The sequence below is a fragment of the Mesorhizobium sp. M0185 genome (assembly GCF_040322175.1).
Lineage (GTDB): Bacteria > Pseudomonadota > Alphaproteobacteria > Rhizobiales > Rhizobiaceae > Mesorhizobium.
This window is the reverse complement of the sequence record NZ_JAMYSY010000064.1, coordinates 1-26,865: the sequence shown is the minus strand read 5'-3', so window position 1 is coordinate 26,865 and position 26,865 is coordinate 1. Positions and strand designations below refer to the sequence as shown.

The window sequence follows — 26,865 nt, the reverse complement described above, 5'->3', positions numbered from 1 at the left end:
CAATACGCTCGACCAGAACGCGGTGATCGGCCCGCACCCGGAGGTCGGCAATTTCCTCTTCGCCAACGGTTTTTCCGGCCACGGCCTGCAGCAGGCGCCGGCGGTCGGCAAGGCGCTGGCCGAACTGATCGTGCATGGCGGCTATCGCACGGTGGATTGCTCGGTGTTCGGGTACAGCCGTGTCGCTGAGGGGCGGGCTTTCAGGGAATTGAATGTGATTTGAGCAGGAAGGGCGGGTGCGCCGCGACGGCCCTTTTGATGCAGGGACAGAGGGGCGCGAAGGAACGCGACAGGCGGTCGATGGCCCAAAGCTGGCGAAAACAGCCGGCCAGGGCCTGCCGCGAACGGAATGATTTTGTGATGATCGTGGCGCTCGATCCGCCGCATTTCCGGACGATCAGCGACTTCCGAAAGCGGCATTTGAAGGCGCTCGAGGCGCTGTTCGTGCAGGTTCTGAAGCTGTGTGAGACGGCAGGATTGGTCAAACTCGGCCATGTCGCGCTGAATGGCAAGAAGATCAAGGCGAACGCGTCGAAACACAAGGCGATGAGTTATGAGCGCATGAAGAAGCGCGAGCTGGAATTGAAAGCCAAGGTCGCTCGCAGCTGACGACGGCCGAGCCGCGGATGCCGAGGAGGACGTGACTTTCGGCAAGGACAAGCGCGGCGACGAGATGCCGGATTGGGCCGGCGACAAGCAGAACCGGCTGGCCAAGATCCAGCAGGCGATGGCGTCGCTGGAAGCCGAGGCCAAGCTGGCGGCGCAAGAAGAGCGCCGGATCGAGGCCGAAAAAAGAGCAGCGCCAGGCCGCAGGCCGCAAGAAGCCGGGCAAACCGGCGGCAGCGCCATCAGAGGAGCCCGGTGGCCATAGCAGCTGGTCTCGGAGGAACGCCGTTCGCTGTGCGGCGCGAAAGCCTGAGAGATCCTCGAAGAAGGATTGATCTCTTTGCATATCATTATCTTCATATATGATACGCCAACAGATCATAAAAGTTTTGACTTGCTCGCACCTTTGCGTATCATCGCGCATTGGAAAAGATCGTATAGGTATCATGATCGACTCTGAGTCGGAAATTCTGCGCGAAATCGGTGGGCTTTTCAGGCAGGCGAGGCTGGCCGCTGCCATGACGCAGGAGCAGGTCGCTGATTTGGCGGGTATATCCCGTCCGCGCTATCGCGACATCGAAAAGGGAGCCGCAGCGGCGCGTGCGACGACGCTCATGAATATCGCTCGCGCGCTCGGTCTGGAAATGATGCTGGTTCCGCAAGTCATGGTGCCGGCTGTCCAGGCTCTATTGCGTCCGCATGATGATGACGATCGACCCGCCTTTGTTTCTCAACCTGACGATGACGATCATGGCTCCAGTCTTTCGCGCACCTAAGACGATCCCGTCGCTGGACGTGCTCTTGAACGCATTGAAGATCGGGACCATCGTTAGGACGCCGGGCGATTTCAATGCATTCAACTTCGATGAGGCCTACCGCGCGACGGGCGGCTTTCCGGTTTTCAGCCTGTCGTTCCGGGCAGCGACGGGAGGATTGCGGAAAGATCCGAAGCCTCTGGCGGGCGCCTTGCCCGCTTTCTTCGCGAACCTCCTGCCGGAGGAGAAATTGCGCGAGGCGATGGAAAAGCACCACGAAGGCAATGTGCGGCCAGGCAATGATTTCGATCTTTTAGCGGCGCTGGGCGCCGATCTGCCGGGAGCCGTACGGGCGTTGCCCAGTGACGGCGCGATAGCGGTTTCGCAGGATGCTTCAAAGGATAAGCCCAAGGCACGGTTCTCACTTGCCGGCGTGCAGATGAAGCTATCGGTCATGAAGAACACTGGAAAAGGCGGCGGCCTGACCTTGCCGATGGACGACGAGCAAGGCCGATACATCGCCAAGTTCCCTTCGACGGCGTTTCCGGGCGTTTCCGAAAATGAATTCGCCAACCTCGCGCTGGCCGCAGCGATCGGCATGGAGGTGCCTGAACGCGAACTTGTCGAGAAGTCCGATTTCGAGGATATTCCCGAAGAATTCAACACGCTGTCAGAGGGCAAGGTCCTTCTCGTCAAACGCTTCGATCGCGGCGCTGAGGGCAAGAGGATTCACATCGAGGATTTCGCTCAGGTCTTCGGCGTCTATCCCTCGCGCAAATATGAGGGCGCCGCTTATCACGACATAGCCTCGGCCCTTGGCGCGGCCGTCTCGCCTACGGCGGCTCTCGAATTCGTCCGCCGCCTGGCACTGACCGTCATCACCGGCAATGGCGACATGCACCTGAAGAACTGGTCGTTGATCTATCCCGGAAACGGCGACAAGCCGGCGCTTGCACCAATCTACGACGTTCTGTCGACCGTGCCATATATTCCCGCCGACGCCATGGCGCTTTCGCTTGGAGGGCAGCGCTCGTTCAAGGCGCTAGCAGCACCGCGATGGAAAGCATTTGCGAACCGTGCAAGGCTTCCGGAGCCGGCAGTCCTGAAGGCAGTGGTCGAGACCGTCGAACTCGTCAACGAGCACTGGTGGCATCTGCCTGAGCGCGACGTTGTCGCAGCGAAAGTGCTCGAGCGGATCGACGAACATGTGAAGGCGATGACGCCGATACTGAACTCCTGCGCCGATAAGTGAGCCGAGTCCCCTTGGTTTGGTGATATGGCGGAATTATCCGCCCGTGGCCCCGCATGGATGGCCGGGGGATCGATGGTATGCCAGCGTGGCGCGCAAGATTCCGCGCAGTGTCGATGAGGACACGCGAGAACCAAGCACGTCAGCTCGCCGGAACAGAAGAGTTCGCAGCATCCCGCAATTAACGCTGGAGGGTCGAGATGCTGTTCGCCCACCTCAACACAACGATGCGGTTCGAACGAATACGGTGACTGAGGATCGCGATCCGACGCTTTGTGTCGCCATTGTCGGGTCCGCTACACGGCTTGTTCCGACGATCCTTTCTTTGGCCTCGAGCTAAATCCCTGAAAAGCAACCATGAAATTATTCTTCGGTTCGATCAGCCAAATTGGCACGAGTCTTGAGATCCTTGGGTGCGAGGCGGCGACAGCTGCCCGACCGGCATTCATGTCGCGGCAGCCGCGATGAATGGAACGAAGGAAGGAAAGCTACATGTCAGGTTTGCGTCAGATCGCCTTTTACGGCAAGGGCGGCATCGGCAAGTCCACCACCTCCCAAAATACGCTCGCCGCCCTTGTCGACCTCGGGCAGAGAATCCTCATCGTCGGCTGCGACCCCAAAGCCGACTCCACCCGCCTGATCCTGAACGCGAAGGCCCAGGATACGGTCCTGCACCTCGCGGCAGAGGAAGGTTCGGTGGAAGACCTGGAACTCGCGGACGTGCTCAAGGTCGGCTACAAAGGCATCAAATGCGTGGAGTCGGGCGGCCCTGAGCCGGGTGTCGGCTGCGCCGGCCGCGGCGTGATCACTTCGATCAACTTCCTCGAGGAGAACGGTGCCTACGACGATGTCGACTATGTCTCCTACGACGTGCTCGGGGATGTGGTGTGCGGCGGTTTCGCGATGCCGATCCGCGAGAACAAGGCCCAGGAAATCTATATCGTCATGTCCGGCGAGATGATGGCGCTCTATGCCGCCAACAACATCGCCAAGGGCATCCTGAAATACGCCCATTCGGGCGGCGTGCGGCTCGGCGGCCTGATCTGCAACGAGCGCCAAACCGATCGCGAGCTCGACCTCGCCGAAGCGCTGGCTTCCAGGCTCAATTCCAAGCTTATCCACTTCGTGCCGCGCGACAACATCGTCCAGCACGCCGAGCTCAGGAAGATGTCCGTGATCCAATATGCGCCGGACTCCAAGCAGGCCGGGGAATACAGGGCGCTGGCCGAGAAGATCCATGCCAATTCGGGCCAGGGCACCATCCCCACCCCTATCACCATGGAGGAGCTCGAGGACATGCTGCTCGACTTCGGCATCATGAAGACGGACGAGCAGATGCTTGCCGAGCTTCAGGTCAAGGAAGCGGCCAAGGCGGCCGCACAGTAACGGCCGCTACTGACTGGGGGCGCGGCCTGACCTGGCGCGCCTTTCGAAGAACGGCGCCTCGTCGGTGAGCGTCACCCTGAACCTTTGAAAGAGGTCCCATGAGCCTGGAATACGAGAATGACGGCGCCCTCCATGCGAAGCTTATCGAGGAGGTGCTGTTGCAATATCCTGACAAGACGGCGAAGCGCCGCAAAAAGCACCTCAGCGTCGCAAAGAGCGGCGACGAGGCTGGCGAGGAAAGCGAGGTCCTTTCCGAATGCGAGGTCAAATCTAACATCAAGTCCATCCCCGGCGTGATGACGATTCGCGGCTGCGCCTATGCCGGCTCGAAAGGCGTGGTGTGGGGTCCGGTCAAGGATATGGTCCATATCTCGCACGGCCCGGTCGGCTGCGGGCAATATTCCTGGTCTCAACGCCGCAACTACTACGTCGGTACGACGGGCATCGACACGTTCGTCACGATGCAGTTCACCTCCGATTTCCAGGAGAAGGACATTGTTTTCGGCGGCGACAAGAAGCTGGAACGGATCATCGATGAGATCGAGGAACTGTTTCCGCTGAACAAGGGCATGACTGTGCAATCCGAATGCCCGATCGGCCTGATTGGCGACGACACCGAAGCTGTGTCCCGCAACAAGGCCAAGGAGCACGAAAAGACAATCGTGCCGGTGCGCTGCGAAGGCTTCCGCGGCGTCTCGCAGTCCCTCGGCCACCACATCGCCAACGACGCGATCCGCGACTGGGTGTTCGAGAAGAAGGACGTCGAGTTCGAGGCCGGCCCGTACGATGTCAATGTGATCGGCGACTATAATATCGGGGGCGACGCCTGGGCTTCGCGCATCCTGCTCGAGGAGATGGGCCTGCGCGTGGTTGGCAACTGGTCGGGCGACGCTACGCTGGCCGAAATAGAGCGCGCGCCCAAGGCCAAGCTCAATCTCATCCATTGCTACAGGTCGATGAACTACATCTGCCGGCACATGGAGGAAAAGTATGGCATCGATTGGATGGAATATAATTTCTTCGGCCCCTCCCAGACCGAAGCCTCTCTGCGCAAGATAGCCAAGCATTTCGGGCCGGAAATCGAGGCCAAGGCCGAGGCGGTCATCGCCAAATACCGGCCGTTGGTCGATGCCGTCATCGCCAAGTACCGGCCGCGCCTCGAAGGCAGGACGGTGATGCTCTATGTCGGCGGGCTGCGCCCCCGTCACGTCGTCACGGCATATGAGGATCTGGGCATGGTGATCGTCGGCACTGGCTATGAATTTGGCCATAACGACGACTATCAGCGCACTGGCCACTACGTGAAGAAGGGCACGCTGATCTATGACGACGTGACTGGTTACGAGCTGGAGAAGTTCATCGAGGGGATCCGTCCTGATCTCGTGGGCTCCGGCATCAAAGAAAAGTACCCGGTCCAGAAGATGGGCATACCGTTCCGTCAAATGCATTCCTGGGATTATTCCGGCCCGTATCACGGCTACGACGGCTTCGCCATCTTCGCCCGCGACATGGATCTGGCCATCAACAACCCGGTCTGGAACCTCTACGACGCCCCCTGGAAGAAAAAAGCCGAGCCGTCGGCGGCGATCGCAGCCGAATGAAAATCTGGCCTCCCGGAAGCCGGGAGGCCGTTGAACGCCTGTGGCCGTTTGTCCGCGGGAGACCTGAAACGTTTCGACGTCCCTGTGCCGCCGTATGGCGCGGCCAGATGGAGAAGAGGTAACCACCCATGCCGCAGTCGGCTGAAAAAGTTCTCGACCACGCGCCCCTGTTCCGCGAGCCGGAATACAGCCAGATGCTCGCCGAGAAGAGGCTGAATTTCGAATGTCCGCACCCGGACCAGGTCGTTACCGACCAACGCGAATTCACCAAGACGTGGGAATACCGCGAAAAGAACCTCGCTCGCGAAGCGCTTGTCGTGAACCCCGCCAAGGCCTGCCAGCCGCTTGGCGCGGTGTTCGCGGCCGCAGGGTTCGAGCGAACCATGTCCTTCGTCCACGGTAGCCAGGGCTGCGTGGCCTATTACCGCTCGCACCTGTCGCGCCATTTCAAGGAGCCTGCTTCGGCAGTTTCCTCCTCGATGACCGAGGACGCGGCAGTGTTCGGTGGTCTGAAGAACATGGTCGACGGGCTCGCCAACACGTACCAACTCTATGACCCGAAGATGATCGCCGTCTCGACCACTTGTATGGCGGAGGTCATTGGCGACGACCTGCACAGCTTCATCGAGAACGCCAAGGACCAAGGCTCGGTCCCGCGCGATTTCGACGTGCCCTTCGCCCACACGCCGGCCTTCGTCGGCAGCCATGTCGACGGCTATGACGTTACGGTCAAGGGCATTTTGGAGCATTTCTGGAAAGGCGAGGAGCGCACGGAAGCCGAGGGAACGATCAACATCATTCCGGGTTTCGACGGCTTTTGCGTGGGCAACAACCGGGAACTCAAGCGCCTGCTCGATCTGATAGGCGTGTCCTATACCTTAATCCAAGACGCCTCTGACCAGTTCGACACGCCGTCGGACGGCGAATACCGCATGTACGACGGCGGCACCAAGATCGAAGACGTGACGAAGGCGCTCAACGCCGAGGCGACATTTTCGCTACAACATTACAACACCCGAAAAACACTGGAGTATTGCGAGGGGGTAGGGCAGGCGACTGCCTCGTTCCATTACCCGCTCGGAGTCCAAGCAACCGACGACTTCCTGATGGAGGTCTCCGCGATTTCCGGCAAGCAAATCCCCGAGGCAATCCGCCTGGAGCGCGGCCGACTTGTTGACGCCATGGCGGACAGCCAATCCTGGCTGCACGGTAAGAAATATGCCATCTACGGTGATCCGGACTTTGTCTACGCCATGGCCCGCTTCACCATGGAGACGGGCGGCGAGCCGACCCATTGCCTCGCCACCAACGGCACCTCGGCATGGGAAGCGGAGTTGAAGGAACTGCTTGCATCATCGCCCTTCGGCAAGGATGCTCAAGTCTGGGCTGGCAAGGACCTCTGGGCGATGCGCTCGCTGCTCTTCACCGAGCCGGTGGACCTGCTGATCGGCAACTCCTATGGCAAGTATCTGGAGCGCGACACCGGCACGCCGCTGATCCGGCTGACGTTTCCGATCTTCGACCGCCACCATCACCATCGGTTTGCGCTTATGGGCTACCAAGGCGGGTTGCGCGTCCTGACGACGATCCTCGACAAGATCTTCGACAAGCTCGATCGCGAGACAAGCGAGACGGGCGTGACGGACTATTCGTATGACCTCACCCGCTAAGCGTGACGGTCGGCTTTGGCCGGTCGTCTTCCCGAGGGACTTTGGAGACCGACGCAATGTCCTTGCTCAGAGCCAAAATCCAGGATGTCTTCAACGAGCCTGCCTGCGAGGAGAACCGCGGCAAGGATGCCAAGGCGCGCAAAAAGGGCTGTTCGAAGCCACTAACCCCCGGGGCGGCGGCCGGCGGCTGTGCCTTTGATGGCGCCAAGATCGTGCTCCAGCCGATCACCGACGTCGCGCACCTGATCCATGCGCCGCTCGCCTGCGAGGGCAATTCCTGGGACAACCGCGGTGCGGCTTCGTCCGGGCCAACGCTGTGGCGCACGAGCTTCACGACCGACCTCACCGAACTCGACGTGGTGATGGGGCAGGGCGAGCGGAAGCTTTTCAAAGCGATCCGCGAGATCAAGGAAGCGTATGGGCCGCCGGCTATCTTCGTCTATCCGACCTGCGTGACGGCGCTGATCGGCGACGACATCGAGGCCGTCTGCAAACGTGCCGCGGAAAAGTTCGGCCTACCGGTGGTGCCGGTCAATACGCCGGGCTTCGTCGGCTCCAAGAATCTCGGCAACAAGCTTGCCGGCGAGGCGTTGCTCGAGCATGTCATCGGCACGGTGGAGCCCGACGATGCCGGCCCTTACGACATCAACATTCTTGGCGAATTCAACCTCTCGGGCGAATTTTGGCTGGTGAAGCCGCTGCTGGATCGGCTCGGCATCCGGGTGCGCGCCTGCATTCCGGGCGACGCGCGTTACTTCGACATTGCCTGCGCGCACCGCGCCCGGGCGGCTATGATGGTGTGCTCGACCGCGCTCATCAATCTCGCCCGTAAGATGGAGCAGCGCTGGGACATTCCGTTTTTCGAGGGCTCCTTCTACGGCATCACCGACACCTCGGAAGCGCTCCGAAAGATATCTCAGCTGCTCGTGAAGAAGGGTGCCGATCCGGAGATCCTCGGCCGCACCGAGGCCTTGATTGCAGAGGAGGAGGCGATTGCTTGGAAGAAGCTCGCGGCCTACCGGCCGAGGCTCGAAGGCAAGCGCGTGCTGCTCAACACCGGCGGTGTGAAGTCTTGGTCGGTCGTCCATGCGCTGATGGAGATCGGCATCGAGATCGTCGGCACCTCTGTCAAGAAGTCGACCGTCGAAGACAAGCAGCGCATCAAGCAGATCCTCAAGGACGACAACCACATGTTCGAGCAGATGGCGCCGCGCGAGCTTTACGACATGCTCTCAGAACGCGAGGCCGATATCATGCTGTCGGGCGGGCGCACGCAGTTCATCGCGCTGAAGGCCAAGACACCCTGGCTCGATATCAACCAGGAGCGCCAACATCCTTACGCCGGCTATGACGGCATGGTGGAACTCGTACGCCAGATCGACCTCGCCATTCATAACCCGATCTGGCGCCAGGTGCGGGAGCCGGCACCATGGGATTGCCAGCCTGCGGTGAGGGAGGAGCTGCCGAGCACGAAAAGCGACAGCGCGACCTTACATGCTGTCCAGGAATTCGCCGGCACGACGGCCGACGATTTCGGCGAGTGTTGAGGAAGCCGATGGTCCGCATCCTTCCCCAGACCAAAGCGGCGGCGGTCAATCCGCTGAAGTCATCGCAGCCGCTGGGTGCCGCCTTGGCCTTTCTTGGCGTCGACGGCGCGATGCCGTTGTTCCACGGCAGCCAGGGGTGCACCAGCTTCGCGCTCGTGCTCTTCGTGCGGCATTTCAAGGAAGCCATCCCCTTGCAGACAACCGCGATGGACGAGGTGGCGACGATTCTCGGCGGGGCAGACCATCTGGAAGAGGCGGTCCTCAACCTCAAGGCCCGCGCAAAGCCAACGCTGATCGGGGTCTGCACGACGGCGCTGGTGGAAACCCGGGGCGAAGACTGCGCAGGAGATATCGCCAATATCAGGCTGAAGCGCACGGAAGAACTCGCGGGTACGGAGGTGGTGCTAGCCAACACACCGGATTTCGACGGCGCGATCGAAGAGGGCTGGGCCAAGGCTGTCACCGCTATGATCGAAAGGATTACGCGGCCCGGCGAGCAGGCGCGGCAGTCGAAGAAGATCGTGATCCTGCCTGGCTGGAACCTCACTGTGGCTGATATCGAGCATTTGCGTGAGATGGTTGAAAGCTTTGGACTGAAGCCCGTGATTCTGCCGGACGTCTCCGGCTCGCTCGACGGTACGGTGCCCGACCGCTGGGTCGCGACCACCTATGGCGGCACCAGTGTCGAGGATATCCGTGAGCTTGGCACGGCCGAGCAATGCATCGTCATCGGTGAGCATATGCGCCGCCCGGCCGAGCTGCTGCAGAGGTTGACCGGCGTGCCTTACGTGCTGTTCCGGTCGCTGACTGGATTGAAGGACACCGACCGGTTCGTCTCACTGCTGTCCGCGGTTTCGGGCGCGACGGCGCCGGCTGGGGTGCGCCGTCGCCGGGCGCAGTTGCAGGACGCGTTGCTCGACGGACATTTCCACTTTGGAGGCAAGAAAATTGCGATCGCTGCTGAACCAGACCAACTCTACCAACTCGCGAGCTTCTTCATCGGAATGGGCTCCGAAATCGCGGCGGCGGTCACCACGACCGACATGTCGAAAATTTTGGAGGAAGTACCGGCGCAGTCGGTTCAAATCGGCGATCTCGGCGATTTGGAAGCTCTTGGCGCCGGCGCTGATCTTCTCGTCACCCATTCCCACGGCCGCCAGGCGGCGCAGCGCCTCGGCATTCCGCTCATGCGGGTCGGCTTCCCGATCTTCGACCGGCTCGGCAGCCAGCACAAGCTCACAATCCTCTATAAGGGGACCCGCGACCTGATCTTCGAGGTCGGCAACATTTTTGAAGCCAACCGGCACGCGTCGACGCCTGAGGCGTTTGATCCACTCCGTAAACGAGAAATGCCAGATGAGCTCCGTTCGTCGCCTCTCGCTCGTCACTGACGAGGTTCACGCACTGACGCCGAAACGCCAAGCCGGCGCATTGCGCGTGGCGATCGCCACGCAGGACATGAAGAACCTCAACGCCCATTTCGGTTCGGCCAGGCGCTTTGCTGTCTACGACGTGACGCGCGAGGAGTGGTATCTCGTCGAGGCCGTGGCCTTCGATGACGTTTCCGACGAGAGCGGGAAGCACCGAACTGAGGGCGATGACCGCATCACCCCGAAGGTGGAGGCGCTCAAGGGATGTCATCTGCTGTTTTGTCTGGCGATCGGCGGACCTTCGGCAGCCAAGGTTGTTTCGGCAAAAATTCATCCGATCAAAGTGCCGCAGCCCCAAACCATCCAAGAGGTGCTGTTGCGCACGCAGATGATGCTCAGGACGTGTCCTCCCCCTTGGCTGCGCAAGGTGCTGGCGCAGGCAGGTGTCGCCGAACAGAAACCGTCCTTCGAGGACGAGGACTGAAATGAGGAGTAGGCGAAATGTCTGACGCCGTGGTTAGCCCTGCTGTCGCCGAAGACGAGGCGGCCCTTGCCACCCCGTTCGTCAAATGTCTTGTGCGGCTGGTCCGGGCTCATGATTCCCACGGGTCTTGGGAAGGCAAATCGGACGCCGAGCTGCTGGGCGACTTCATCATCACCAGGGAACAGCGCCGTGCGATCCCTATCATCGGCGATCCCGATCCGGACGTGCTGTGGAGGCTCGAGATGTTTTACACCGCCGTCGGGCTTGCGATCGAGGAGCGCTCCGGCCTGATGGCATCGCCGATGATGGAGATGAGCCATGAGGGCTTCGGGCGCGTGCTTCTCACGGCGGGGCGGTTGGTCGTTCTGTCGAAGACTCTGCGCGACGTCCACCGGTTCGGTTTCGAGACGTTCTGGAAACTCGCCGCGGCCGGTACCAAACTGGCCAGCGATGCCACCGCAGCCATTGAGGCTCATCCCGAGGTGGCGCGGGCGTGATGGAACCGATTTTCGATCAAGGGGATCATGTCAGGCCTTGAGGACATGCGATGGCCAGCCCTCTCAATCGAGGCGGTCGAGGCCGATGTGGTTCTTGGGGTAGCGCTGATGAAGCCACTGGTCCTGATCTGTTCGCAAGATGCTGAGTTGTATCTGTTCCTCAGCCACATTCTGGGGGTGGACGGCTTCACGAGTGAGCCGGCTGGTGGCGTGGACGAAGCTCTCGAATTGGCCGATGAACGGGAGATCCAGGCGGTCGTGCTGGACTGCGGGCCGGCAACCGCGACAGGCTCCACAATCTGCGCCCGGTTCAAGGGGGAGCCCCGGACCGGCGGCCTGCCTGTAATTGCGCTGATCGCGCCCGGCGCCGAGAACCAGCACCTCGATCTCTTGAAGGCTGGTATTGACGAGAGCTTTGTGCGGCCCTTCGCGCCGGCCAAGCTGCTTGACTGTCTACGGATGAAGCTGGCGCTGCCAAAGCCGGGTTCCAACGGGATTGAAAACGGCGGCTGGATCTCGTGTGGCGACCTTGAGATAAGGCTCGATGCCCACCGGGTTCGGGGTAATGGCCACGAAGTCCACCTTGGGCCGATCGAGTTCAACCTGCTGCGGCTTTTGCTTGAGACTCCCGGCAAGGTCTTCACCAGAGACGAGCTGATCAGCGCGGCCTGGCCGGCCAATATTCATGTCGGTGTACGCACCGTGGATGTCCATATCAGCCGGCTCAGAAGGGCGCTGAAGGCGGCCTCCCCCTCCAGCGTCATTCGTACCGTCAGGTCTGCCGGCTACTCGCTCGAGTGGCCGGACGGGTGAATAGATAACCGATGTGGTGCCACTTCCGCCCTGCTGAGCGCAAGTCTTGCGGCTTCGAAACGCGCCGGCAGGTACGACATATTCAGAAAGAAGCAGTCAAATGGCTTTCAGAAGCGTACTCAGTGTGACGGGAGCTGACCACTCCAATCAGGATGTCAGAACAGCTGCCAGCTTGTGTGCCGAAGTCGGCGCGTATCTTTCCGTACTGGTGATGTCGCCTCCGCCGCTCATTATGCCGTCTCCGCTGCTCGGCGATGGCATCCCCGAGTGGCCTGGACAACGCGCACAGGCCATCGCCAGACTGGACAAACGGTTTAGGCAGATCGAAAGATTTTCACACGACATGGTCAGACTGGAAACGACATTCAGGGAAATTCACAAGCTGCTGAGAGCCAGGTGGCGGTGCTATGATGTCGATATTGCCAACTGCGATCAGGCCAGCGTCGGTGACGCGGTGCGACAGCGGGCGCTCTGCAACGACCTGACAATCGTCGGCCCCGCACTTCTCAACGACATTAACCTCGGACCCCTTGTTATCAACGGCAGCCTGTTCGATACCGGGAAGCCGTTGCTTGTCGTGCCGGAGGGCGCTGAGGCGACTCTGTCGCCACAGCGCGTGCTGGTCGGCTGGGATTCGCGGGCCGAGGCGTCCCGCGCGGTTCGGGAAGCGCTGGATCTGCTATCCGCCGCTGAGGAAGTTCGTGTCGCCCTCGTCGATCCTGTGCCGACCTGGACCGGAAGCGGCGCCGAGCCGGGAGCCAACGTCGCTGCCTATCTCACTCGGCACGGTGCTCGGGTGTCGGTTGACCTGCTGCCGAGTGCCGGCAAACCGGTGGCCACGGTGCTCGCGCAGCACGCAATCGACACGTCTGCCGACATGATAGTCATGGGCGCTTACGGCAGCCGCCGGCTGCGCGAGTGGCTCTTCGGTGGCGTGACGAGATGGATAGTTGGGAAGCCGCCATTGCCGCTGTTTTTGGCTCGCTGACGGGTTCCGAAGCAGCACCGACGCTGTTCGAAGCTCTACTCACTGGGTCACTATCCTGAGGCCAAGTCGGAGAAAGATCGTGGCAAACCTGCAAGCTTCGCGAAGCTTCTCGGAGCCAATCTGCACCCGCCGCCCGAGAACATCCGCGCGCGCCTCTAGACTAACGCGCGCGCGGGATGGTTCTGCTCGCCCGAGGTTGGTCCGTGATGCTGAGACCAACGGCCGGGCAGAGGTATGGGCAGTCCTCACTGCAGCCACGATCACGGCGCAGGTCGGCGTCAGGTCAAAAGAGGGTCGTTCAGCGCGACCGAGTTCGGACCCGTAGCGGCATCCTATGCGCGCTATCGTGGCGACCGAGTGGTCTTTGGCCGGTCAATTCCGACAACGCTCACATTCACACCAGGCGGTCACTGTAGGGCTTGTGCACAGGGACACAGAACGACAAAAGCAGGTTCACCGGGCCGGCGCATGCGGGCACTCATCCTGGCCCTCTTCGTCACGATCCTCATCGTCAATCTGGTGATGACGGTACTCGCGACCCGCAGCCGGACATGACCGGCTTCGAAGAACTCCGGTGTCGCGAGCCAGGAATTCAATCGCAAAGCGGAAGAGGTAGGGCACAGCTGAGCGACCGAAACGGCAAGAAGCTCAAGCAAGGCTTGAGGCGGACGATGATCACGAGCCTGACGGTAGCCAACGCAGTCATAATGTCCATCACGTCCCTCAGCCGAATACGCTGTCGAGTCGTCCGTGGCCACGCTTCTCGGGCGACGCGAAGCGCGTGGTGCGTGTTCAAGACCTGACAGTGGCAGAAAACATGTCGCGTCCAATACAACCGGCTATCTTGGGCACCCCGGAAGTTTTTTAAAGTATAATCAAGCGTTTAGTGCGCGCTGAGCGCATTGGCACGGCCTTTGCGAATTGAGATTCAGCAACACTGAGTGAAGGCTGACTGCACGCAGATGCGCAAGACGAGCGATGCTCTACCTTCCTTGAACCCTCGTGCCCCGTCTCAAAGGGGGAACAAGCTTGCGCATAAGGTCACGCAACTTTTGGCAACAGCTTTGGAGACAAAATGGTACTGCAGATGGGGTCACCGGCTCCTTCGATCAAAATGGAGGACTGGCTGCGTGGCGAGCCCCTTGCGAACTTCCAGCCCGGCAAAGTCTATATCGTCGAATTTTGGGCAACTTGGTGCCGACCAGGTGTGGCGGAGATGCTCCATTTGATGCGGCTGCAGGAGAAATACAGGGACAGCGGACTTGAGGTCGTCGCAGTCGCGGCTAATGAAGCCGCTCCAACGGCCGTTGAGGCTCGCACCAAGTTAAACGCTTGGTTGACCGAAAAGTGCTCGCATCTGAACTATCGGATCGCGTTCGACTACCCAGGCGAAATGAACAAGCTTTGGAGGGAACCCAGCTTTTCTGTTGGGATTCCGACCTCGTTCGTGGTCGACCGAGACGGTCACATCGCCTTTATCGGTCATCCTAGCCAACTCGATGAGGTTTTGCCAAAAGTGCTCAACGGCAGCTGGCGCATCAGCGATAAAGCTAAAGCCGCCGATACGGAGCGGATCGCCACAAGCGAACCCATGGCGCGCGAACAAGCGTTGAAGCAGCCGATCGATGACAGATTCTGGGCGGCGGTGAAGTTAGAAGACTGGAAGACGGCGCTCTGGGCGATCGAAGAGGGCATCGCCTTGATGCCCGACGACATCAATTTCCGCCTGGCTCATGCACACCTGTTGCTTCACAAAATACAAGACATGTGGACCGGCTTGCCCGTGATGCGCGAATTCGTGCGCGACGCGATCGACAAGAACTCCCAGGATTGGATGGTTTCGGCGCTAGACCAGCTTTTCCATCCGGCCAATGACCATTCGCGCCTTCCCCCCGCTGAGCGCTTCGCGATGGGCAAGGAGCTGTCCGAACACATTCTGGCACTGAATCCCCCGCAAGGCGACAGCCCTAAGTTCCGGTCTTATCCCGCGGTCGCCCGGTACTATTACGAGAACGGCAACAACGATCGCGCGATCGAGTTGGTCGAACTGGCACTGCAGTCGCTGGACGGTCCGGAGCCTGTCCCGGACGAATTGAAAGAGCACCTTCTACCGGATTTGCTGCAGGCCCTCGCCACCTACAGGGGTGTGAAGGTTTGTGACGGCGCTCTCTGTGCGGCTCCGCAAAACAATTTCCCGAACGTGCCAAAGCGCGGTCGGCCGAGGAGAAAAAACAAAAAGGGTTGATTGGTCGAAATGGATTACTGGCCAATTCGTCCATTTCCCTGGTGTGGCCGCAGCAAGGAGGGTCCATGCAGCACTTGGTCGATTGTTTGCAGCAGGATCGAGCCTCGAATCTTCATGACCTGTGGCCGCATTGCGGCGGAAATAATGTTCGACGCGAGTTCGCGTGGAAGACCTCGCAGTCGAGGAGGTGTTCAAGGTCGGCCACGGGGACATCAATTGCGTCGAATGGGCCGCCCCGAGCCGGGCGTCGGCTGCGCAAGGGTGCCCGAAGTAGGCGTCCCCGAAAACAGGCAGCGTGCTTCGAGGAAGAGGACTGAAATTGAGGAGAAGGCGAAATGTCTGATACCGCGATCTGCCGAGAACGAGGCGGCGCTAGCCACGCCTTTTGTCAGATGCCTCGTGCGGCTGATCCGTGCTCAAGACACCTACGGCTCGTGGGAAGGCAAATCGGACGCCACGTTGCTGGCCGACTTCATCGTCACCAGAAAACAGCGTCCTGGGATGCCTGTCATCGATGATCCCGATCCTGACGTGCTGTGGAGGCTCGACATGTTCTAAACCGCCGTCGGGCTCACGATCGAGGAGCGCTCCGGCCTGATGACATCGGCAATGATGGAGATGAAATTCACGAGGACTTGGGGCCGCATGCTTTCCACGGCCGGGCAGTTGGTCGTTCTGGCAAGACGTTCATCGGTTCGGCTTCGAGATGCTCCGGAAACTGGCTGAGGCCGGTGCGAAACTGATCGACGATGCGACCGCAGCCACTGAAGCCGGTCCCGGTGTGGCGCCGTCGTGATGAAACCGATTTCAAGGAAGGGTTTATGTCAAAGCTAGATGAAATGGGGAAGAAAGTCCGAAAGCTTCAGCTGCGCGCAGCAGTCGCCAAGATGAAATTGCGCGACCTTGCAGAGGATCTCCCGGGAAAATGGACGGAGATAGAGGACGTTGCCAAGGAAACGTCCGCCGTTTTTGCCGAGTTGGATGGTGCCAAGAGAGAGCTCGCTGCAATGAAGAATTTACGATGAGGAGCACATTCACCACCCGCGACGGCTCCGGATGGATGCCGGAATATCTCACCGCTATAGACGGCACGAGCTGCATCGGCTGCGGCCGCTGTTTCAAAGTCTGCTCGCGCGAGGTCATGCATCTTTACGGCGTCGATGACGCGGGTGAAACCCTCGGCGCCTGCGACGACGAGGATGACGATTTCGATGGCGAGCTCAATCGCATGATCATGGTCGTCGATCATGCCGGCCGCTGCATTGGCTGCGGAGCCTGCGCCCGCGTCTGCCCGAAGAACTGCCAGACCCATGTTGCGGCCGACCAGGTCGCAGCATGATCTGAGGAGACAAAACCAGGAGAACGGCGTTGCCCTTTAGAATCTTTTGTCGCGTCCTGGGGCTGGTGCTGTGCAGCACCGCACTGACTGTCTACTTCGCTTCTCATTCCATCGGCACAGTAGTCGTCACGACGCTGACTTGTTCGCTGCTCCTTCATCTCGCGTATTTCGCAAGCGTGCTCTTTCTGATCTGGCGGTCTGGCTGCGATAGCCGAGCTGGCCAAAGGGCTGAGCATTTCGGCAGTTGCAAGGAAGTCGGATCCGAGCCGCCAGACCTTGATGAGGTGACGAATGAATCCGCAGATTTGCTCCGGCGCGATCAAATGCTGGCCATATCGCTGCTGCTGCCTTGACGCCTCATGACAAGGTCAGTGCTCAAGATAGCGCCACTTTGGACCAACCATCAACATTGAGCAGATATTAGAAGGAATACTGTGCTTGAGAAGTCCATGGTGACCGCAATCCGGTCATTCTGGTTAATCGAGGAGATGCATTCTTGAATACCATACGCATTGGTAGCCTCTCGCAGTATGCCGGCGTGCGGTTGCAACTCTCAATGACGAACGAGGCGCTGGAATTAGTAATGGGACTCTTCGGCGTCCGATAACGCAGACGACCTCAAATCAAAGACGCCTCTAGTACCTCTGCATAGGGATTATGACTCTTTGGCCGTTGGCTTTGGATAGGCCTTGGCCAATTTGCGGCGCGCGTTTTCGGTTGAGAACATCCAGTTGATGCGGGCGCCACTGGTGTTTCGCAGGTGCTCCCAGGCAGCGGTCTCTGCGACGAGGCGATCGTAGCTGTCGATACGACGATCGAGGCACTGGCCGCGCAGAACGCCGATTTCGATCTCGACCATGTTGAGCCAGCTGGCGTGCTTGGGCGTGTAGTGGAACTCCAGCCGTCGCAGGATGCGTCGCGCCTCTGATGGCGGCAGGGCCTGATAGAGCGCGGCGGGCGTGTGGGTTGACAGATTGTCGAGCACCACCCTGACGCGTTCGGCTTGGGGGTAATGGATATCGACGAGGTCGCGCATGCAGTGGGCAAAGTCTTGTGCTGCGCGCCGCTCGGTGACCTTGACCTTGCGCCAGGAACGATGCGCATCGAGGAAGACGAACAGGTTTGCGGTGCCGTTGCGTTTGTACTCGAAGTCGTAGCGCTCCAGCCTTCCCGGCGCGACCGGGATTGGCTGACGCACCTCGCCGATGAGTTGGGTCGGGCTTTCGTCGAAGCACACCACGGGCCGCTTCGGATCGGGTGCTTCGGCATAGAGGTCGAGCACATCCTCCATGCGCGCGACATACTCCGCGTCAACCTTTGGAATGCACCACATTTCCTTGCGCCAAGGCTTGAGATCGTTCTCGGCCAGGCGCCGACGCACCGTCTCGCGCGACAGCTGTTCGTGCTCGGTCAGCTTGACGAACTCGTCGGCCAACAACTCCAGTGTCCAACGGGCGCGACCCGGCGGCGGGCTGGAACAGGCGGTGGCCACCAGCAAGGCTTCCTCCTTGCCGCTCAGCTTGCGCTCCGCCCCGGGGCGCGGCTCTTCGCTGAGCGCCGCCTCCAGACCTATCTCCACGAAGCGGCGCTTGGTGCGGTAGACCGTGGAGCCGCCGACAACCACCGTCGTCGCAATGGTTTCGTCGCCCAGGCCGACATCGGCAGCGAGCAGAATCTGGGCCCGCTTGAGCTTGCGCGCCGGATGCTTGCCGCTTCGCAGCATCGTTGTGAGTGCGTCGCGTTCGGGTTGGTCGAGATCGACGCGATAGCGTACATTCATCCGGAAGGCCTCCTTTGGTTTGCGGAGATTCCGGAAGAATCGAGAAATGAATCAATTAGTTGACGGAGGGTCGCCAGCGGGTCCCAGCTTCACCGAAAAGCAGGGTCAGTATCTCGCATTCATCTGGACCTACGGCTTGCTCAACGCTCGCTCGCCGGCCGAACGCGATATGCAGCGCTTCTTCGGCGTCACCGCACCTTCCGTCCATCAGATGGTGCTCACCCTTGAGCGCACTGGATTGATCCGCAGGCAACCGGGCCTCGCGCGCAGTATTGAACTGCTTGTCGAACCCGATAGCCTTCCCAGGCTACAACCCATCCAATCCGTCAAATCCTCTGTGCAGAGGTACTAGAATGACTCGTGCATGGCTAATTCAGCTCCATCGCGTGTTGCCGGAGAGAAAATGCTGGGAAAGTTCGAACGCTATCCGCTCACCATTGGGCCCAGGCCCATCGAGAAGCTCGACCGCCTCTCCAAGCACCTGGGAGGAAAGGTGGAATCTACGCCAAACGCGAAGACTGCAACTCCGGTCTCGCGTTTGGCGGAAACAAGCTCCGCAAGCTCGAATACATCATCCCCGACGCGATCGCGTCAAATGCCGATACGCTTGTCTCCATCGGCGGCGTGCAGTCCAACCACACGCGGATTGGTCGCCGCGGTCGCCGCCAAGATCGGCATGAAATGTCTCCTGGTTCAGGAGAGCTGGGTACCACATGAGGACACCGTCTACGAGCGGGTCGGCGACGTTCTCTTGAGGCGGATCATGGGAGCAGAAGTGCGCCTTGTCGACAAGGGCTTCGATATCGGCATCCGCCGCAGTTGGGAACAGCCGCTCGATGAAGTCAAGTCAAGGGGCGGCAGGCCCTACGCAATACCGGCCGGGGCCTCAGTTCACAAATATGGCGGGCTTGGGTACGTCGGGCTCGCGGAGGAGGTGCGCGCCCAGGAGAAACAGCTTGGGTTTGGATTCGACTACATCGTCGTTTGCACGGTCACGGGCTCGACGCATACCGCCATGCTCGTCGGATTCGCCAAGGACGGTCGACAGCGCAACGTGCTCGGTATCGATGCCTCCGCCACCCCCGCCCAAACCAAGGCGCAGGTGCTAAGTATTGCCCGGGATACTGCAAGCTCGTCAAGCTTGGCATGGAAATCGTCGAGGATGACGTGGTGCTCCTCGAGGGGTACGCGTCTCCCGGCTACGGCCTTCCGTCCGAGGCAACGAAGCAGGCCATCCGCCTGTATGCGCGGCTTGAGGGATCATTGCCCGTCTACGAGGGCAAATCCATGCAAGAGATGATCGACCTCGTCCAGAAAGGCTTCTTTCCAGAGGGATCGGGGTGCTCTACGCGCATCTCGGCGGCGGGCCGGCCATCAACGGGTACAGCTACACCTTCCGTAACGGCTGACGCTCGACAGATTGCGATTTCGCCGTCCTGGCGTGCCGGCGAAGCGCCCAAAGTAGGTGCGAGGGCCGCCCAGCAAACCGAGGGAGCCGGCGGTTGATTGCCGCCCAACGCGAAGTTGACTGAGTTCATTTGGAAAATTTTGATCGAAGGATATTTGCTGAAGAATCGAAAATCCGCTGAGAGTGTTATTATTGAAATATTAGAATACTAGTTGATGGACCGGTACATAAGAGACATAAGTCGATATTTCTGGCAAGCTAACCAACGTTCCATAAGATTAAAAATTCAGGATTGGCCAAGAGCGCCAGAAAAGTGGAGGCATATCGATGATCTTACAGGAATTGGGCTCTGCCATCCCGGGCGGCAGGGTTTTGGAAATAACGACAACCACCGGCTGCATCGTCGGATGTTCTTATTGTCCGCAGGACAAGTTCGCCCATCGGCAAAGAGCGGTCTCTCATGTAAAGCATCTTCGTCTTGAAGATTTCAAGCGATGTCTGGCGCGCGTTCCAACTTCCGTCGACATTAGTTTCGCCGGGTACTCCGAGCCTTGGCTCAATCCGGATTGCACCGAAATGGTCGAGCACGCTTACGCCAGGGGCCATGGCATCCGGATTTTCACGACGCTTGTAGGAATGAAGGGGCTGGATCTACACCGCTTGCAAGCGCTGCGCTCAAGGGTATTCGTGATCCATGTTCTCGATGATGGCGCATACATGAATAGCCGTCTCGTCGGAGACAATTATCTCGCTTTGATTCGTCAAGTGGTCGACACAGACATTGCCTCAATTCGGTTTGTAGTCCTGGGCGAGGTCCATCCCGATATCGTCGAGATAATCCCCGCCGACGCGCTAGTTCGCGCGCGGCCTCTGAGCAGCAGGGGTGGAAGCGTCGATCCGAAGATCGTCGAACCACGGCAGCCAGTCGTCGGAGCGCTGACGTGTGTTGACGGACGGCAGTATCGGAATGTTCTTCTCCCAAACGGTGACGTTACGCTCTGCTGCATGGATTTTGAACGGCGCCACGTATTGGGCAATCTTCTGCGCGACAAATACGAAGATCTCTTTGAAGAGTCAGTCTTTTGTGAAATCGTCGACCGCATGAATGGGACGGATGGTTTTCTGCTTTGCAGGATGTGCGAATATGCCCATGCAAAGGCGTCCGCATGCTGATTGGGGGCCGGCGAACCGCCTGAAAGCGGGGCCGGAGCGAATGTCGATCCTCTCGACGCTGCATAAGGCGGGCCGCCTCCATCTGCCTCGCGTGAACCCGGTCGATGCAGTCTAGCCCCCTACTTTTACGCGGCTTCGACCGATCCTGTGGTCGCATCTCCCAGCACGAAGCTGTCTGGTAAACTATTATTAACCTAAAAGGGGGAGAACCGGCTTAGTCTGGCCCCACATACACATTGTAATATTCTCCGCAGTCGGCTTTTCGAGACCCTGATCCTCATTCAGGCAGAATTGGTCGAGACGCTTCAGATGCGGTCCGAAAGCAGCCTCGACATCGAAGAACGCCGATCGCTCGCTACAGCGCTGTTGAGGGCGCGCTCGCGAGCCGCTTCACTACCGCCGAGGTACACCACCAGCCGGGGCGATGGTTCGTGTTGCTGCCGAAGCGGCCTGCAACACCTTAGCATGCTTCTGCATGGCAGAAGCGCCTGTCACCCACGAGCCGGTGCTAGCGCTGACTTTGATAGGATTGGCACTGCGTTTCGCCGGGTACAAGCAGGTGCGTCAACTACCAAATGCCGTAGTATCGACGCCCCCCGGAAAACTCTAGAACTGAGTTCGTTCCAACGCATAGACGAGAGATATCGCCGTGCAGAGCAACGTGACTACGGTAGAGATTCCGAAGTGCGTCAGTGCAGCAGTTGAGCTGCCGCGCGAGTCCGGTCTCCCGGACCTTGTTGAGGAGCGTGTCGGCATTACGAACACATTCCTGGGAAGTCACGACCGTCCAAAGTTCCGCCCGGACCGTTCCGATCTTCAAGTGAAAATTGAAAACAACCGCAACAAACCAAACGCATTTAATCACTTGCTCGTTGAACGCGGCGCGACACGCAGAGGGACCCTGAAATGAACACCGACGTTTTTACGACTTATGAGTCTAACGTTCGTCGCTACGCGCGGTCGTTTCCCACAGTCTTTACGAAAGCCCTTGGGGCGACAATCTGGGACGAGGCCGGCAACCCATATATCGATTTCCTCGTAGGGTCCGGCGCCCTCAATTACGGACACAACAACCCGAATATTATTGCACCAGCTATCGAATACCTGGTTGGCGAGAACATTCTTCTATCGCTCGACATGTATACGGTGGCAAAGCGTGAATTCATTGAAGTGTTTGTGGATTCGATCCTGAAGCCTAGAGGCCTTTCCTACAAAATACAGTTTCCTGGGCCGACCGGCACAAACGCTAACGAAGCGGCACTGGCCCTGGCGCGAAAATATACCGGCCGCTCAAGCGTCATGGCCTTCACAAATGCGTTCCACGGCATGTCGCTCGGCTCCCTGGCGGTGTCGGGTTCGGCGTCAACCAGGGAACTGGGCGGCGTTGCTCGCCACGATGTGATCCGTGTCCCCTACGACGGCTACCCCACGCAAGCTTTCGATTCCGCTAGCTACATCGACTATGTTTTAGGGGACCCGGGGAGCGGCATAGAAAAGCCAGCCGCAATCATTCTGGAGACTATCCAGGCAGAAGGCGGCCTGAACACTGCATCTGCAGCATGGCTCACAGAAATTCAGCGCATTTGCCATGCGCACGGCGTCCTCTTGATCGTCGACGACATTCAGGCAGGTGCGGGACGAACGGGCGATTTCTTCTCATTCGAGTTCGCGAAGATCGACCCCGACATTGTATGCCTTTCGAAGTCCCTAAGCGGTTCAGGTAGTCCGTTCTCCATTGTTCTGATTCGCCCCGACTTGGACATTTGGAATCCCGGAGAACATAGCGGGACCTTCAGAGGCAACAATCTCGCCTTCGTGACTGCAAGGGCCATGTGCAAAATGTGGTCCGGTAGGCAGTTTACTGCAGGCGTCGAGCGGACAGCCGTAAAACTGCAAAGACACCTTGATCGCCTCGTTGCCAAATTTCCCAAGTGCATCGAACAAAAGCGCGGCCGCGGTCTGATGGCCGGCCTCAAGTGCCGTTCGCAGGCCGTTGTCGGCCGTGTGCACGATGTCGCATTCAAAAATGGCCTGCTGATCGAATCTTCAGGACCAAATCGCGACGTCATCAAAGTCCTCCCACCGATAACCATCACCGATGACGAACTCGATCATGGCATCGCCATCCTTGATCACGCACTAAAGGAGCAAGCCAATGGAGACTAATCAAGTATCCAAAGCCCCAGCCATCTCGCCTGTCGAGATCAGAGAACGAACCGGCTCGATCAGCACTGCGGAGATCATCTCAGTCCTGAAAGGTGAGATCACCGCTCTGCACATCAGGCAAGCTTTCAGCACCGAAATAGCCGAGGAGATCACCGCGAACTTCAGTGTCAGTCCCGGTCTCAAGGAGCGTAAGGATGGCGTCCCCGGACAATATGTCGGCGCATCCCACTACAGGAAGGATGCACCCACGTATTTCGCAGAGGCGGAAACTGCGCGACCGTACGTCGACGCCCTTTTTGAGAATCTGGTTGATCCGGTCCGAGCATTGTTCGACGCGTTGAAGCGCGAGCTTCGCAAAAAGGGCATTGAATTGCGGCTGGCCCGTTCGGAGCACGGTCAGGCTAATGTTTGTCGCGCTCTCAGTTGGTCTGGCAGCGGCACATTCTCCTTGGACCCCCACGACGACGTCGCTCAAGTGTTATGTGCTGGGAACGATTACGAGCTTTCTGCGGTGGCGCACAACACCGTCGCAGCACTCAACTTCTATCCCAGCATGCCCGAGGAAGGTGGCAATCTGCGGCTCTGGAGCCACAAGCCGGCAGTCGCCGACCGAAAGTCTCAAGGTGTGGAGACTACGGGATATCCCTATTCGGCAGCCTATCTCGAGGGCGTTCCTTGTCGCGACTTCCAGCTCAGGGCCGGGGATATCGGCCTGATCGATGGTGGTTTCGTTCACGGGGTCACCGGTCAATCAGGCAACGGAAAGCGTCGCTTAGTGCTGAACAGCTTTTTCGGGTTTGCTCGCCCGGATCTTGTTCTCTGGTGGACCTGAACTTGAATGTCGCAGCGACTGACCGGTGCCCCGGGCAGTTAATACCAGCGGAGCTGATTTCTGACTCGCGCGGCCAAGATTCCTCCGTGGGCTAATTTCGATTCCGATAGTGATGGGGTTGTCTAATCGCCGCTGGGACGTCAAGCATGTAATTGCGTTGAGACGACGCTGCCGGGTGCATGGTTGTCTTCGCGGTCGACATCAGTCGCCGCATGATGGAGCTCCGCGGACGAGCCTTCAATGTGGACGACGCACTTTGCTGAGACAGCGGTGCAACCCCATCAGCGGAATGGCTCGGCTCACGTCCCGGCAGGGACGTCTCAGGCGCTCAGATCCTGAACGCTATTCGCAAGATTTCATGCTGTGGCGCCTGCATTTCGATCAAAGAACTCACCGGTCTTGAGCATCGAATGCATTATCACCGCCAGTTTGCGCGCCACAGCCACGGCAGCTCGTTTGAAGCCAACCCTCTCCCGGAGCTTGAGGCCCCACGTGCGCAGGCTGCTGTCGATCGAGCTGCGTGTCAGGATGACCGCCGCAGCCTCATAGAGAAGTCCCCGCAAATGTCGATCGCCGCGTCGGGATATATGGCCGTCATAATCGACTTCTCCCGATTGGTAGCGGCGAGTTGTCAGGCCGATCCAAGCGGCAACAGAGCGGGACTTCTTGAAGTTGCCCGGATCTTCAATGGCAGTGGCGAAAGAGGTTGCGGTAATGGCGCCGATGCCGGGGATCGACATGAGTATGCGGCATGCTTGGCTTTGACGTGCATCTGCGACAAGCTGGCGCCCAAGCTCGGCGGCACGGATGCGAATGCTGCGCCAGGCTTCCAACATCGGTAGGACGACAGGAGCAAGCTCGCTCTGATCGATAAGAAGGCTCCGGACATTCTTTTCGAATGTAGTTCCCTTACCGGCGGGAACGAGCAAGCCGAACGTTTTCATGATCCCTCGGATCTGGTTGGAAAGCTCGACGGTGATCCGGACCAGCCGAGTGCGTGCTGCCACGAGCGTGCGGGTCAACATACTGTCGAAGCCTTTCACGCGCACCTCGCGAAAGAATCCTGCTTCAGCAAGACGCGCCAAACCATCGGCGTCATTCGCATCCGTCTTGTTCGCCGCCATATCGAGAGCGGCTTTGGCATGGCGCGCATCGATGCAGATGGCTGGCAATCCCTCGGCGCGCAGCGCATGATAGAACCAAACTGACAGCGGGCCGGTTTCGAACACGACGCGCTTTGCGGCCGGCGCCCGCTTGCGGACAAGCTCGGCAATGATCCTGGGATCAGATGCGCACTTCCCGCGCCAGATCCGTTCGCCTTCACGGCGGATCGACACTGCCGTCTCTTTCATCGACACGTCGAGACCGATATGTTCTTCCATGGCTGTTCTCCGTTGATGCTGGGCCCGGCGTCCAGTCGTGAGCCCGGATTTCATCTTATCGGGGAACAGCCACCCTCCAAGGCTATGATCGGTTCAGGGCGCGTCGCTCCCGCGATTACCCCATGTGGACGCCCCCTCGACGGCATCGATGTGCCAGAATGGTGGTGTTTGACAGCCACCGTAAGAGAGGGAGCGTCCACAATGGAAGTTAACACGATCGGGTTGGACCTAGCGAAGAATGTATTTCAGGCGCATGGAGCCGATGCGGCGGGCGCCATTGTTTTCCGCAAGCAACTGCGACGCGACAAGGTGCTTGCGTTTCTCGCTGGGCAGCCGGCCTGCTTGGTCGCCATGGAGGCCTGTTCTGGGGCGCATCACTGGGCGCGCGAGATCGGCAAGCTCGGGCACACCGTTCGTCTGATCCCGCCATCCTATGTGAAGCCTTTCGTGAAGCGGCAGAAGAACGACGCCGCCGATGCCGAGGCGATCTGCGAGGCCGCGCAGCGGCCGACCATGCGCTTTGTCGCCGTGAAGAGTGAGGAGGAGCAGGCGAGTGCGGCCGTATTCCGGGCTCGTGATCTGCTGGTGCGGCAGCGCACCCAGACGATCAACGCCTTGCGCGGCCATCTTGCAGAATATGGACTGGTCGTTGCCCAGGGCCCTTCACATACTGCCAAGCTGATGGAAAAGGTAGAGGATCCTGAGGGCGATCTGCCAGAAGCAGCCCGCCTGGCCCTCACCGTGCTGGTCGATACGCTGAGATCGCTGGAGGAAAGGATCAAGCAGCTCGATGCCGAGATTGCACGGCGTGCCCGAGAGGATGAAGACGTGCGGCGGTTGGCAACAATCCCCGGCGTTGGTCCGATAACGGCAACGGCTCTGGTTGCACTGGCGCCTTGCGCCGCAATCTTCCGAAAGGGGCGCGACTTCGCCGCTTGGCTGGGCCTGACGCCGCTGCAACGCTCAACCGGCGGTAAACAGAAGCTCGGTGCAACATCGAAGATGGGCGAGCGTACTTTGCGTCGCCTGCTTATCATCGGAGCGAGCGCTGTCGTGCGTCATGCTCGTCGGCGAGGCATTCGGGAAGGATCGTGGCTTGGGCGCATGCTCGCCCGCAAGCCGCCAATGCTTGTGGTCGTCGCTCTTGCCAACAAGATGGCCCGCATCGTCTGGGCGCTCATGGCAAGAGGTGGGACCTACAGGGCTCCGGCCGTGGCAGCATAGCAGCTCGGTCTGAGGTCGTCGCAGGTGTAGGAAGGTCACACGGAGAGGTATGGCGCGACAGTCGATGAGAGACGGATCGGAAAAACCAGTTCAGCACAGAGCGCTTCGAGCGCGCGGTAGTGATATGGATCCGATCGGCGAACTCCCGTACGGGCCGGCGGCAAATGGAAGGCCGCATCAGAGGCCGGACAGATGTCAGCACCCGACTACGCGCCGCTATACTGCCTTTCGAAGATTCTTCTTGCGCTCACGGGGGCGTCCACAGGCTGAAGGTTCTGCAAAAAGTATTGGAGAGAGAACGGCGCTTGCTCTGAGGGGCGAGCGGCCATGGCACGGTGGTGACGTTGCGA

General features: G+C 59.6%; 26 protein-coding genes and 2 pseudogenes. 26 read left to right on the top strand and 2 right to left on the bottom strand.

Annotated features, from left to right (window positions below):
* The 19 genes and pseudogenes from NKJ20_RS30510 to NKJ20_RS30425 all read left to right on the top strand — a co-directional run.
* A partial coding sequence (locus NKJ20_RS30510; RefSeq protein WP_352749160.1) for an FAD-dependent oxidoreductase occupies positions 1–223 on the top strand: 223 nt, incomplete at its 5' end.
* Positions 224–360: 137 nt separating this feature from the next.
* The gene (locus NKJ20_RS34255; protein WP_502902843.1) at positions 361–609 is read left to right on the top strand and encodes a transposase; all 249 of its coding nucleotides are present in this window, start codon (positions 361–363) and stop codon (positions 607–609) included.
* 31 nt (positions 610–640) lie between these two features.
* The gene (locus tag NKJ20_RS34250; protein ID WP_502902842.1) at positions 641–871 is read left to right on the top strand and encodes a hypothetical protein; all 231 of its coding nucleotides are present in this window, start codon (positions 641–643) and stop codon (positions 869–871) included.
* A gap of 181 nt (positions 872–1,052) precedes the next feature.
* Positions 1,053–1,382: a helix-turn-helix domain-containing protein gene (locus tag NKJ20_RS30500; protein ID WP_352542096.1), complete on the top strand. Its 330-nt coding sequence runs from the start codon at positions 1,053–1,055 to the stop codon at positions 1,380–1,382.
* Positions 1,357–2,613: a type II toxin-antitoxin system HipA family toxin gene (locus NKJ20_RS30495; protein WP_352749156.1), complete on the top strand. Its 1,257-nt coding sequence runs from the start codon at positions 1,357–1,359 to the stop codon at positions 2,611–2,613. Before NKJ20_RS30500 ends, NKJ20_RS30495 begins: the two co-directional genes overlap by 26 nt.
* Before the next feature lie 489 nt (positions 2,614–3,102).
* Positions 3,103–3,996 (top strand): nitrogenase iron protein, encoded by an 894-nt coding sequence (gene nifH, locus NKJ20_RS30490; RefSeq protein WP_023801970.1) that lies wholly within the window; start codon positions 3,103–3,105, stop codon positions 3,994–3,996.
* Between the two features lie 98 nt (positions 3,997–4,094).
* Positions 4,095–5,597 carry a nitrogenase molybdenum-iron protein alpha chain gene (gene nifD, locus NKJ20_RS30485; protein WP_352749153.1) on the top strand — a complete coding sequence of 501 codons (1,503 nt, stop codon included), beginning with the start codon at positions 4,095–4,097 and terminating at the stop codon, positions 5,595–5,597.
* A gap of 128 nt (positions 5,598–5,725) precedes the next feature.
* Complete coding sequence (gene nifK, locus NKJ20_RS30480) at positions 5,726–7,267, top strand: nitrogenase molybdenum-iron protein subunit beta (RefSeq protein ID WP_352749151.1); 1,542 nt, start codon at positions 5,726–5,728, stop codon at positions 7,265–7,267.
* 56 nt (positions 7,268–7,323) lie between these two features.
* On the top strand, positions 7,324–8,814 hold the full coding sequence (nifE, locus tag NKJ20_RS30475) for a nitrogenase iron-molybdenum cofactor biosynthesis protein NifE (RefSeq protein WP_352749149.1): 1,491 nt from the start codon (positions 7,324–7,326) through the stop codon (positions 8,812–8,814).
* An 8-nt stretch (positions 8,815–8,822) separates the two neighbouring features.
* A complete protein-coding gene (gene nifN / locus NKJ20_RS30470; RefSeq protein WP_352749146.1) occupies positions 8,823–10,205 on the top strand; it encodes a nitrogenase iron-molybdenum cofactor biosynthesis protein NifN in 1,383 nt (460 codons plus the stop codon).
* Positions 10,171–10,668: a nitrogen fixation protein NifX gene (gene nifX / locus NKJ20_RS30465; RefSeq protein WP_352749143.1), complete on the top strand. Its 498-nt coding sequence runs from the start codon at positions 10,171–10,173 to the stop codon at positions 10,666–10,668. The genes nifN and nifX overlap by 35 nt, the downstream gene beginning before the upstream one ends.
* Positions 10,669–10,685: 17 nt before the next feature.
* Entirely contained in the window at positions 10,686–11,165 is a 480-nt protein-coding gene (locus NKJ20_RS30460) for a NifX-associated nitrogen fixation protein (protein ID WP_352749140.1), read from the top strand.
* A 27-nt stretch (positions 11,166–11,192) separates the two neighbouring features.
* Positions 11,193–11,978 carry a response regulator transcription factor gene (locus NKJ20_RS30455; RefSeq protein ID WP_352749138.1) on the top strand — a complete coding sequence of 262 codons (786 nt, stop codon included), beginning with the start codon at positions 11,193–11,195 and terminating at the stop codon, positions 11,976–11,978.
* A 100-nt stretch (positions 11,979–12,078) separates the two neighbouring features.
* Entirely contained in the window at positions 12,079–12,966 is an 888-nt protein-coding gene (locus NKJ20_RS30450; protein WP_352529830.1) for a universal stress protein, read from the top strand.
* A gap of 1,075 nt (positions 12,967–14,041) precedes the next feature.
* Positions 14,042–15,211, top strand: coding sequence for a TlpA family protein disulfide reductase (locus tag NKJ20_RS30445; protein ID WP_352749135.1), 1,170 nt, complete (start codon positions 14,042–14,044; stop codon positions 15,209–15,211).
* Between the two features lie 318 nt (positions 15,212–15,529).
* Positions 15,530–16,007: pseudogene (locus NKJ20_RS30440) on the top strand (NifX-associated nitrogen fixation protein).
* 25 nt (positions 16,008–16,032) lie between these two features.
* Complete coding sequence (locus NKJ20_RS30435; RefSeq protein ID WP_352450788.1) at positions 16,033–16,236, top strand: CCE_0567 family metalloprotein; 204 nt, start codon at positions 16,033–16,035, stop codon at positions 16,234–16,236.
* A complete protein-coding gene (gene fdxB, locus NKJ20_RS30430) occupies positions 16,233–16,550 on the top strand; it encodes a ferredoxin III, nif-specific (protein WP_352529834.1) in 318 nt (105 codons plus the stop codon). Before NKJ20_RS30435 ends, fdxB begins: the two co-directional genes overlap by 4 nt.
* 29 nt (positions 16,551–16,579) lie before the next feature.
* Positions 16,580–16,903: an exopolysaccharide production repressor protein gene (locus NKJ20_RS30425; RefSeq protein ID WP_352749132.1), complete on the top strand. Its 324-nt coding sequence runs from the start codon at positions 16,580–16,582 to the stop codon at positions 16,901–16,903.
* A gap of 302 nt (positions 16,904–17,205) precedes the next feature.
* Here NKJ20_RS30425 and NKJ20_RS30420 read toward each other — a convergent pair whose 3' ends face one another.
* Positions 17,206–18,330, bottom strand: coding sequence for an IS630 family transposase (locus NKJ20_RS30420; RefSeq protein WP_352749129.1), 1,125 nt, complete (start codon positions 18,328–18,330; stop codon positions 17,206–17,208).
* Positions 18,331–18,376: 46 nt separating this feature from the next.
* Between NKJ20_RS30420 and NKJ20_RS30415 the strand changes: the two genes are divergently transcribed.
* The 6 genes and pseudogenes from NKJ20_RS30415 to NKJ20_RS30390 all read left to right on the top strand — a co-directional run bounded on the left by NKJ20_RS30415 (position 18,377) and on the right by NKJ20_RS30390 (position 23,909).
* Positions 18,377–18,682, top strand: coding sequence for a LexA family protein (locus tag NKJ20_RS30415; protein ID WP_352749126.1), 306 nt, complete (start codon positions 18,377–18,379; stop codon positions 18,680–18,682).
* A 51-nt stretch (positions 18,683–18,733) separates the two neighbouring features.
* Positions 18,734–19,739 (top strand): annotated as a pseudogene (locus NKJ20_RS30410) (1-aminocyclopropane-1-carboxylate deaminase).
* Between the two features lie 326 nt (positions 19,740–20,065).
* The gene (locus tag NKJ20_RS30405; protein ID WP_352749123.1) at positions 20,066–20,911 is read left to right on the top strand and encodes a radical SAM/SPASM domain-containing protein; all 846 of its coding nucleotides are present in this window, start codon (positions 20,066–20,068) and stop codon (positions 20,909–20,911) included.
* Positions 20,912–21,560: 649 nt separating this feature from the next.
* Positions 21,561–21,821: a hypothetical protein gene (locus NKJ20_RS30400; RefSeq protein WP_352749121.1), complete on the top strand. Its 261-nt coding sequence runs from the start codon at positions 21,561–21,563 to the stop codon at positions 21,819–21,821.
* Positions 21,818–23,077, top strand: coding sequence for a diaminobutyrate--2-oxoglutarate transaminase (gene ectB, locus NKJ20_RS30395; RefSeq protein ID WP_352749119.1), 1,260 nt, complete (start codon positions 21,818–21,820; stop codon positions 23,075–23,077). The genes NKJ20_RS30400 and ectB overlap by 4 nt, the downstream gene beginning before the upstream one ends.
* Positions 23,067–23,909, top strand: a complete 843-nt coding sequence (locus NKJ20_RS30390) for a 2OG-Fe(II)-dependent halogenase WelO5 family protein (protein WP_352749117.1) — start codon at positions 23,067–23,069, stop codon at positions 23,907–23,909. The genes ectB and NKJ20_RS30390 overlap by 11 nt, the downstream gene beginning before the upstream one ends.
* A gap of 356 nt (positions 23,910–24,265) precedes the next feature.
* On the opposite strand, the gene NKJ20_RS30385 is transcribed toward NKJ20_RS30390, so the two are convergent.
* Positions 24,266–25,291, bottom strand: coding sequence for an IS110 family RNA-guided transposase (locus NKJ20_RS30385; protein ID WP_352469319.1), 1,026 nt, complete (start codon positions 25,289–25,291; stop codon positions 24,266–24,268).
* Positions 25,292–25,492: 201 nt separating this feature from the next.
* On the opposite strand from NKJ20_RS30385, the gene NKJ20_RS30380 reads away from it, so the two are divergent.
* Complete coding sequence (locus NKJ20_RS30380) at positions 25,493–26,515, top strand: IS110 family RNA-guided transposase (protein WP_352500826.1); 1,023 nt, start codon at positions 25,493–25,495, stop codon at positions 26,513–26,515.
* The last annotated feature ends 350 nt before the right edge of the window (positions 26,516–26,865 follow it).